Source organism: Streptomyces longispororuber (assembly GCF_014656095.1).
Taxonomy (GTDB): Bacteria; Actinomycetota; Actinomycetes; order Streptomycetales; family Streptomycetaceae; genus Streptomyces; species Streptomyces longispororuber.
Genome location: NZ_BNBT01000227.1, coordinates 1 through 9,669 on the forward strand (window position 1 = coordinate 1; position 9,669 = coordinate 9,669).

Genomic DNA, 9,669 nt, shown 5'->3' on the forward strand with positions numbered 1-9,669 from the left:
GGCCCCGCCGCGGCCGCCCGGCGCCGGGCCGTGCTGGCCCTGGCGGCGACGCTCGCGGCGGGGCTCCTCGGCGGGCTGGTGTGGCTCGGCGCGGGCGGAGGCCCCGGTGCCGGGAACGACGCGGGCGCGGGCGCGGCCAAGGAGGACGGGAAGCGCTCGGGCGCCCAGGCCCCGGCGCCCGCCGACAGCGGCGGGCGGGGCGAGCAGCACGACGGCGACCACGACGACGACCACGACGACTCGGAGAAGCCGTCCCCCGAGGGGTACGTGGCCTGCGCCCGGCTCATCGTCGAGGGCACGGTGCAGAGCGTGGAGACCCTGCCGGGCGGCATCGAGGACCGGGTCACACTCGACGTGTCCCGCTCCTACAAGCCCGCCGAGGCGCCGGACGAGGTGACGTTCGTGCTGGACGTGACCGCGGACCCGCCGCTGCGGGCAGGGGACCGCGCGCTGATCGGCATCCCGAAGGGGGAGGCGTCGCCGGACCTCTGGGTCACGGGAGAGGACATCGACGGGGAGCGCGCGTGGATCCTCAAGGCCCTGCCCAAGGCCCGCGGCCGCACGTGCTGAGCACCCACGGGCGCCCAAGGACCCGCGTACCGGAACCTCGGCCCGCACCCACGACGCCCCCCGGACCTGCGCACCGCAGTCCACAGCCCCACGTACCGGAACGTCCGTACCCGCGTACTGGAGTGCTGAGTTCCGGTGACAGTTGGGTGAAGGCGCTGTTGCGCCCGCCGATAAACCCTTTGAACTGCGGTTTTTCCGGGCTAACTTCCTTCCACCGTGACCAATGGTGATCATGAGTGACCGCTCCCGGTCACTCATGATCACTTCACCCCCCAGGGAAGGAACTCCGTGCGCGCACCCCGCACCCGGGCGACGGCCGCCCTCGTCTCCGCGGCCGTCGCCGTCCCCGTCCTGTTCGCCGCCGCACCCCAGGCGGGCGCGCAGGCCGGACACCGCCAGCCGCACTCCACGGACCAGGCGCAGCAGGCGAGGAAGCTCGCCAAGAAGCTCGTCGAAAAGTCCTCGGGCAAGAGCGCCTACCGCCACCTGAGGAAGTTCCAGGAGATAGCCGACGACAACGGCGGCAACCGCGCCGCGGGCACCAAGGGCCACAAGGCGTCCACGACGTACGTGTACGAGCGCCTGAAGAAGGCCGGGTACAAGGTCTCGTACCAGGACTTCACGTTCCACACGTCCAAGACCCTGCGCGAGGGCGCGGCCGTGCTCTCGCCCGAGGCGCGCAAGCTCAACGCCGTGGCGTTCGACTTCAGCAAGTCCACGCCCGAGGGCGGCCTCCAGGCGCCGCTCGCCGCCGCCCGGGTCGACGACACGCCGGGCTGCGAGGCCGACGACTACACCTCGGACACCTTCACCGGCAAGATCGCGCTGGTCAAGCGCGGTACCTGCACCTTCGCCGAGAAGGAGGCCGCCGCGGCCAAGGCCGGCGCCGTCGGCCTGCTGCTCTACAACCACTCCGGCGACCAGCCCGTCCACGGCAACCTGGAGGTGCCGCAGAACGCGCACATCCCGGCCGCGGGCATCACCCTGGCCGAGGGCCAGAAGCTGGCCGAGCAGGTCGCCAAGGGCGAGGTGAAGGTCTCCCTGGACGTCGCCACGCAGGCCGTCCCGCACAAGACCCGCAACGTCGTCGCGGAGACCCGCGGCGGCCGCGCGGACCGCGTCGTCGCGCTCGGCGCCCACCTCGACTCGGTGTCCGAGGGCCCCGGCATCAACGACAACGGCTCCGGCTCGGCCGGTCTCATCGAGGTCGCCGAGCAGCTCGCCAAGGCGACCAAGGGCGGCAAGAAGCTCGCCAACAAGGTGCGGTTCGCCTGGTGGTCCGCCGAGGAGCTCGGCCTGCTCGGCTCCGACCACTACGTGAAGACGCTGACGCCGAAGCAGAAGAAGAACATCAAGCTGTACCTGAACTTCGACATGATCGCGTCGCCGAACGGGGCCGAACTGGTCTACGACGGCGACGACTCCGACAAGACCGGCGAGGGCCCGGGCCCGAAGGGCTCGGCGCAGATCGAGAAGCTGATCAACGGCTTCCTCGACAAGAAGAAGGTCCCGCACTGGGGCACCGACTTCGACGGCCGCTCCGACTACGGCCCGTTCATCGCGGACGGCATCCCCGCGGGCGGCACCTTCACCGGCGCCGAGGGCCTCAAGACGGCGGAGCAGGCGGCGAAGGCGGGCGGCAAGGCCGGTCAGCCGTACGACCCCAACTACCACGGCAAGGGTGACACCCTGAAGAACGTCGACCGCAAGATCTTCGACGTGAACGTCGACGTCATCGCGCACGCGGTGGGCGTCTACGCGCAGGACCTCAGCTCCCTCAAGCGCTGATCCCGGCGCGGCCGGAGAACACCGACCGCGACAACCGGACGGGGGCGGGCACCAGGTGCCCGCCCCCGTCGTCTTGCTCGGTCACTCAGTCGCTGTCACTCAGCCGCTGAGCGTCACTCGGTGACCTTCTCCACCGTCACCGTGCCGGTGCCCGCGACCGTGCCGCGCGCGTTCAGCAGGCTGACCTCACCGAACAGCGACCGGCCGGAGGCGGCGGGCGCGCCCGCGACGACCTCGGCGGTGACGTCGGCGCTCTCGCCGGTGGCGAGCTTCACCGGCTTGGTCTCGTCGACCTTGACCTGGCCGAGCGAGGTGGAGAAGAACACGTCGCGGTAGTCGTACGCGGTCTGGCCGGACGGGATGGAGTAGCCCGCGACCTCGATCGTGTACGTGCCCGCGGCGGGCTTGGTGATGCTGACCGACTCGTCCGAGTCGCCGTCCGCGGACTGGCCGACGACCTGACCGTCCTTGAGGACCGTCAGGTCGAGGTCGGCGCGGGCGTCCGCGGTGGCGCCGATCGCGGCGTCGAGGCGCTCGGCGCCCTCGGGCACGACGACCGTGGTGGTGCGGGTCTCGCCCTGCTTGACGGTGGGCCGCCCGGTGACGGCCGAGCCGAGCGAGCCGCCCTTCAGCTTGCCGTCGACGGCCGCGTAGCCGTTCGTGGCCTTCCAGGTGACCGGCGTGGCGACGCCGACCTCGGCCTCCGTCACCTTCTGCGGGGCGGGCGCGAAGGACACGCCGAGCGCGGCGACGTCCAGCGTGAACGGGTTGTCGAGCAGCGGCGACGTACGGCGCGACTCGACCTCGATCTCCCAGACGCCCGGCGTCGGGTCGGTGTACGACCGCAGGTCGGGGCGGCAGGTGTTCGCCGGGTTCGGGAAGTTCGGGTAGCAGGCGAGCGACGAGGTGTCCTCGGACGGCAGGCCGTACGGGTGCACGGAGATGAAGCGCGTCTGGCTCTTGTCGGCGAGCCCGCCGAGCGCGACCTCCAGGGCCTTGGTGCCCTTCGGGACGGTGACGAAGTACGACTTCGAGCTGTTGCGCTGCACCGTGCCGGACACCTTGTGGGTGAACGACGGCTTGGCCAGCTTCTTGGAGACGACGACCGTCGTCATGATCTGGTGGTCGATGCCGCGGGTGCGCTTGTCGTTCACGGTGAGCCGGGCGCTGGACACGCCCGCCGACTCGGGCTTGGCCTGCACCTTGACGGTGACCGGCTTGTCACGGGTCAGCAGGACCGAGTCGCCGCCGACGATCCGGAACGTGCCCTCGTGGTTGTTCGCGAACTTCAGCTCGTGGCGCACCGGCCCGCGCGGCCCGGTGGTCCGCGTCAGGGTGAGCTTGTACGTCTTCGACTCGCCCGCCTTGAGGCCGCCCTCACGGTCGTACAGACCGGTGCCGGGCTTCTTCAGCTCCTGGTCGAGCGCCGTGTCGACGGGCGCCTTCACGGTGTACTCGTGGGCCTTGGCGCCGCCCTTGATGGCGTCCCAGGCCCCCACGACGTCGATCCGGCCCGTGCCCTGCTCGTACGCCTGGACGCCGGGGATGCGGTCGGCGGTCGAGGTGAGAGCGGTGCGCAGCGTGGCCGGGGTGAGCTTCACGCGCTGCTGCTTGGCGGCGCTGAGCAGCAGCGCCGACGCGCCGGCGGCCTGCGGCGACGACATGGACGTGCCGTTCAGCATCGAGTAGCCGGCCGGGAGCTTGTAGCCCGCCTCGGCGACCGGCGAGCCCGGCAGCCAGGTCTGGGTGGTGTTGATGGCCGAGCCCGGCGCGGTGATCAGCGGCTGGAAGCCGCCGTCCTCGCGCGGGCCGCGCGAGGAGAAGTTGAACATGGCGTACTTCTTGGCCACCTTCGAGCCGTAGTTGGCGGCCCAGGTCTCCTTGGAGATGGCGGCGCCCACGGAGATGACGTGGTCGGCCAGGCCCGGGTCGCCGATGGTGTTGGCGCCGGGGCCCTCGTTGCCCGCCGAGATGACGAGCTGCACGCCGGTGGTGTCGATGAGGCGCTTGTACAGCTCGGCGCGGGCGTTGTTGCCGTCGTTGAGCGCGGGCAGGCCGCCGATCGACATGTTGACGATGTCGACACCGCGCTCGGTGACGAGGTCGATCATGCCCTCGGTGAGCGCCACGTTGGTGCACCCGCCGGACCAGGTGCAAGCACGGGACGACACCAGCTTCGCACCCGGCGCCGCGCCGTTCATCTTCCCGCCGAACAGCTTGTTGGCGGCCGTGATGCCCGCGACGTGCGTGCCGTGCTCGGACTCGATGAGGCCGATGTTCACGAAGTCGGCCTTCTTGCCGACCCAGTCGCCGCCGTAGGGGTCCGTCGGGACGTCCTTGCGGATCTCCACGACGAACGGGATGCGCTCGGCGACCTCGGTGGCCGGGTCGTCCTTGCCGAAGTAGGCGACCTGGTGCTTGGCGCCGTAGGGCTTCATCGGCTTGTCGTCGCCGAAGTCCTTGTTGTCGTTCAGGTCGACGCGGACCGTGCCGGCGGCGCGGTCGTACAGCACGCCCCAGGTGTCGGTCGTGTCCCCGTCGCGGTTGAGGTCGCCCTTGGCGTCGCCGCCGGTGGTCGCGGCCTCCCGGAACCGGCTGATCTGGAAGGACCCGGCGGGTGCCTTCCAGGTGTCGCCGTCCCAGGTGAACGTCGGACCGGTGACCGGGTTGGTCATCCGCCGCCAGGTCCCGTCGCCGTCGACGATCGGGTCGGTGGCCGTCACCCAGTCGGTGATCTTGCGCTCGCCGGTGGTGGTCTTCCGCAGCGCCGGGTGCCCGAGGTCGACGCCCGAGTCGAGGATGCCGATCGTGACCCCGCGGCCGTCGGCCTTCGGGTGCTTCTTCACGAAGTCGACCGCGCCGGTCTCGAAGGACGGGTTGTACGGGTTCACGGCCGGGGTGTCCTTGCCCGGCGCGGGGTAGGCGGCGGCGGTCCGCTTCGCCGGCGCGCCCTTGGCCGCCTGCGGCTTCGGGTCGTCCAGCTCGATCTCGTGCCGCAGGTCGATGCCGTGCACCGAGGTGAGCTTCGAGGCCGCCTCGATCGCGGCCTCGGCCTGCGCCGTCGGCACGGTGGCGCGGACGTAGCCGAGGTCGTCGTACGTGCGGCCGACCGAGCCGCCCTTGACGGCGTCGAGCTGGTCGGCGACCTGCTCGGTGGCGCCCGGCGCGGTCGCGACCATCATCGTGACGGTCTTCTCGCCGTCCGCCTCGGCGTCCGCGAGCAGCTCGGCGTCGGCGGCACCCAGCTTGGCGGCGGCCGCCTTGGGCTCCGGTGCGGGGGTGTCACCGGCGAAGGCCAGCGGCAGGGGGGCCGCCGCGGTGAGCGCGGCGGCCACGGCTATCGCGGTGGCGAGGCGGGCGGTGCGTCTCGCGCCGGTCCGGCGCGGGGACGCGGACGCGTGCGCGTCCTGAGGGTCGAGGGTCATCAGCATCCCTGTACGTGAACTCGATGTGAACGAAACGGTCCGGAATTCGGGACCGGATGACCGCTCAGCTTTACGTAAGGGGCGCCCCCTTGGGGAGGCCTGCCTGGCCCGGGGTTGCCCGGTGGCGTACTTCCGCCATACGCCACCGGGAACAACCCCTCCCATACCGCCCCCAGCCCTCACGCCGTTGCCTGGCTACCGCGGGAGCGCCTAACCGGCCTGCCGATACGAGAGGTTGGTTCCACCCCACCCGCTTCTCACGGGTCGGGCCTCCATGCACCACCGCTCCGCAGCCCTCACGCCTCGCCTGACCCGCACCAATGCGTGGGCTACGTCCCACCCACCCACCCCATTGGCCCGGGCCCGTGACGACGGACGTGCAGGCCGCCAGGTCGGGGCTCGGCGAGCAGGCAAGGGCTGTACGGGTGGGCGGGTGGGAAATCCCGCCGCGGTAGCGGCGGCCACCCGACGACGGGCGTACAAGCCGCCAGGTCGGGGCTCGGCGCGCAGGCAGGGGCTGTACGGGTGGGCGGGTGGGAGATCCCGCCGCAGTAGCGGCGGCGGGCACGTGGCGACGGACGTGCAAGCCGCCAGGCCGGGGCGCGACCGGGCAGCAGGGGCCGCACGGGTGGGCGGGCGGGAAGGCCGCCGCAGGCTCAGGCGAGATGCCCATCCGCAGGCCGCCCCCGCCACAACGCAAGCCCCACATCCACCAGACTCACCCGATCCAACGCCGGGACGGAGTCCAGCGCATGCCAGGCCGCCAGGTCCGTCGACCCCGACGTCTCGTGCCGCAAGTCCCCCCCGACCACCCGCCCCTCGTACACGATCCGCAGCCCGTGGAAGTCCGCCACGGCCCCGAGCCGCCTCGGATAGCGCCGCCGCAGCGAGTCGACGCCGAGCAGGGCGACCGGCTCGACGGCGTACCCGGTCTCCTCCTCGGCCTCCCGCACCACCGTGTCGTAGGGGTCTTCGCCGTGGTCCATGCCACCGCCGGGCAGCGTCCAGCGCTTGCTGCCGTCCCCCGCGACCCAGCGGGCCAGCAGCACCGATCCGTCCCGAACGCATACGGCGTAGGCCGCCACCCGGAGCTCCTTGTGCATCCGCTGACGTTAGACCCCGTACACCGGCAAGGCACGGTCCGTTGCCCAACTGCCCCTCACGGGTTGGCGGGGGAGTATTCCGGAGCGGACCACGTCCACGGGCTGGCCCCGGCGGTCTCGACGGCCTCGGTGAGGGTGAAGCGGACGGTGCGGGTGCCGTCGGGCCCGTACGCGAGGGCGGCGGTGCCGGTGAGCTGGAGCGCGGTGCCGGTGGTCCAGTCGAGCAGGAGCAGCCCGGCGCCGGGGTCGGTGGTGAGGTTGCCGAGGGTGAGGAACATGGCGTTGCCCGGGTAGTCGGGCCAGCTCAGCTCGTACGGGGACAGGACCCGGAGGAAGCCGGGGTTGCCGCCCCGGTGGCTGGCGTCGGCCCCGCCGTCGCGCACGGTGGCGATGAAGAAGGTGTCGGCGGCGGCGACGAACCGCTGCTGGTCGGGGGTCAGTTCGGCGGTGACGCGCGGCGGCCCGGCGGGCCCGGCGCCGGTCCTGGCCCCGAGCAGGTGACGCTTCTGCAGGTACTTGGGGCAGTTGGAGAACACCTGGTCGGCCTCGATGGCGAGGCCGCGCGGCGTGGGCCGGGCCCGGCCGTTGAGCCGCATGCGGCGCCGGGTGCGCGGGTCGAGCGCGATCGTGCCGACGGGCGTGCCGGGGCGGCCGAGCGCGGCGGCGAGCGGATCGCCCGTCCCGGCCCGGCCCGCCACGGACACCTGGTGCGCCCCCGTGGCGCGGACGAACCCGGGCTCGCCGGTGAGCGGGGACGCCCACACCCGCCCGCTGTCCGGGTCGCGCGCGCCGACGACCAGCATCGGCTGGAGCTCCAGGAACGCGGCGGCGACCGGGCGGATGCCCGGGCCGATCGACCGGCCGACGTGGTCGGCGAGCCCGCGCACGCCCACGCGGTCCTGCACGGCGCGCGAGCCTCGGTGGTAGGGGTCGTGCGGAGTCACGGTGGCGCCCTCCTCGGGAGCGGGTGCGGGGACGGGGACGGGGACGGGTGCGGGAGCGGATGCGGCGTGGACGCGGGGCCTAGAAGAAGCCGCAGGTCGGGGCCGGGCCCGACGGGGCCGTCCCGGTGCCGGCGCCGGCGCGGGTGTAGATCTCCAGGCGGGTGCCGTCCGGGTCGTGGAAGAAGACGCCGCCGGAGGCCGCGCCCTCGCCGTGCGGCACGACGCCCTCGTACGCGAACTCCACGCCGCGGGCCCGCAGCTCCCGCTCGTACTCCTGGACCTCGGCCAGGGAGTCCACCTCGAACGACAGGTGGTGCAGGCCCGCGCGCCCGGAGTCGTACGCGCCGCCCGCCTGCTGCCACAGCGTGAGCGCGAGGGTGCCCGCGCGGCCGAGGAAGGCGTAGCGGCGGCCCGACGCGTCGTCCGCGCCGCCCTCGCCGATCACCTCGAAGCCGAGGGCGTCCCGGTAGAAGGCGAGCGAGCGGTCCAGGTCGGTGACGTTCAGGCCGACGTGGCCGGTGGGCGGTGCGCTGATCACGGTCATGACTCTCTCCTCGATGCTGCTGTCGCTTCGGGCGCGGCGCCGGGCGCGGCGCGCCGACTAACCACTGAAAGAGATGTTAGTGGTTAGTGATCGCGAGCGTCAACCCTTCACGTACTCTTGACGGGTTAGCTCTGAAGGGAGAGACCCATGCCCGCCGCCCACGACCCCCGCCCGCTCACCGGCGAGCCGCTCTCCCTCGACCTGCTCAACACCCGCTGGGTGCAGGGTGGCCGCCGCGAGGACCTGCTCACCGACCTTGAGGGGCTGGCCGTCTGGCTCGCCGCGAACGGCCTCGAAGCGCGCTTCGCCGCCGACGAGCACACCCTGCGCAACGTGCTGGGCGCCCGCGACGCCCTCGCCGGGCTCGTCGACCTGCCGGGCGGGCCGGGCGACGACGCGGCCGCGGCCGCCCGCCTCGACGCGGTGCTCGCGCACGGCCGCGTCCGGGTGCGCCTGACATCCGCGGGGCCCGGCGAGGAGCCGGAGTTCGACGACCCGGCCTGGGGCCCGGCCTGGCTCGCCGCGCGCGACTACCTGGAGCTGCTGACCGCCGCGCCCGACCGCGTCCGGCGCTGCGCCCACGAGGCGTGCGTGCTGCACTTCTACGACACCTCGCGAAACGGCACGCGCCGCTGGTGCTCCATGGCCGTCTGCGGCAACCGCGCCAAGGCCTCGCGCCACCAGGCCCGTGCCCGTGCCTGAGCGGGGGCCGTACAGGGGGCTGCGCCCCCTCTCCCCCCTGTCGGCGCTTCGCGCCTCGTCCTCAAACGCCGGACGGGCTGTTGATCCTCTTCCGTGCGTCGTCGGGTTCACGCCTCGTCCTCAACCGCCGGACGGGCTGTTGACCCTCTTCCGCGCGTCGTCGACCTCGCGTCCGTAGGGCCGCTACCCCGCTACGTGAACAGCGCGTGACCAGCGGCGCTCCGCCCGGGAAGGGGTGCGTGGACACCCTGCGTACCCCCAGATCCACTTACGGTGATCGGCGCCACGCGTTGCCGCGTCGTTCACGCGCAGGCCACCCCCGCTGCCAACGATCCAGTACGAGCGGAGAGTTCGCCGGTGGAGCAGGCGCCCGGGGCTCCCCGCGACCACTGCCGACGCGTTCGCACTCGGGGAGGCGCGCCATGTCGCGCATACGCTCTGTCACCGGCGCCGCCACGTCCGCGGTCGCCGCGGCCGCCGTCCACCGCCGCGCGCTGCTCGCCGCGGCGGTCGCCGTGTCGCTGTCCGCGGACTGCACCCCGCGCACCTTCCGCAGCTCCTTGCCGAAGTCGGGGTTGGCCGAGTGCGCGACG

The 9,669-nt window shown here is 72.8% G+C and carries 6 protein-coding genes and 1 pseudogene; 3 read left to right on the plus strand and 4 right to left on the minus strand.

All coding sequences use genetic code 11. The annotated features are described in order from the left end of the window. Together IE330_RS36375 and IE330_RS36380 are read left to right on the plus strand one after the other, a co-directional pair. Positions 1-570 (plus strand): annotated as a pseudogene (locus tag IE330_RS36375) (hypothetical protein); the annotation flags it as partial. Positions 571-858: 288 nt separating this feature from the next. Then, entirely contained in the window at positions 859-2,358 is a 1,500-nt protein-coding gene (locus IE330_RS36380; RefSeq protein ID WP_190140462.1) for a M28 family metallopeptidase, read from the plus strand. Between the two features lie 113 nt (positions 2,359-2,471). Here IE330_RS36380 and IE330_RS36385 read toward each other — a convergent pair whose 3' ends face one another. From IE330_RS36385 to IE330_RS36400, 4 genes are all read right to left on the minus strand, one after another. Beyond that, positions 2,472-5,783 (minus strand): S8 family serine peptidase, encoded by a 3,312-nt coding sequence (locus tag IE330_RS36385; protein WP_190140463.1) that lies wholly within the window; start codon positions 5,781-5,783, stop codon positions 2,472-2,474. Positions 5,784-6,439: 656 nt separating this feature from the next. After that, positions 6,440-6,886, minus strand: coding sequence for an NUDIX hydrolase (locus IE330_RS36390; protein ID WP_190140464.1), 447 nt, complete (start codon positions 6,884-6,886; stop codon positions 6,440-6,442). Between the two features lie 56 nt (positions 6,887-6,942). Further along, positions 6,943-7,830 carry a PNPOx family protein gene (locus IE330_RS36395; protein ID WP_190140465.1) on the minus strand — a complete coding sequence of 296 codons (888 nt, stop codon included), beginning with the start codon at positions 7,828-7,830 and terminating at the stop codon, positions 6,943-6,945. Between the two features lie 79 nt (positions 7,831-7,909). Next, entirely contained in the window at positions 7,910-8,374 is a 465-nt protein-coding gene (locus tag IE330_RS36400) for a VOC family protein (RefSeq protein ID WP_190140466.1), read from the minus strand. 147 nt (positions 8,375-8,521) lie between these two features. Between IE330_RS36400 and IE330_RS36405 the strand changes: the two genes are divergently transcribed. Next, entirely contained in the window at positions 8,522-9,076 is a 555-nt protein-coding gene (locus tag IE330_RS36405; protein WP_190140467.1) for a CGNR zinc finger domain-containing protein, read from the plus strand. Positions 9,077-9,669: the final 593 nt, after the last annotated feature.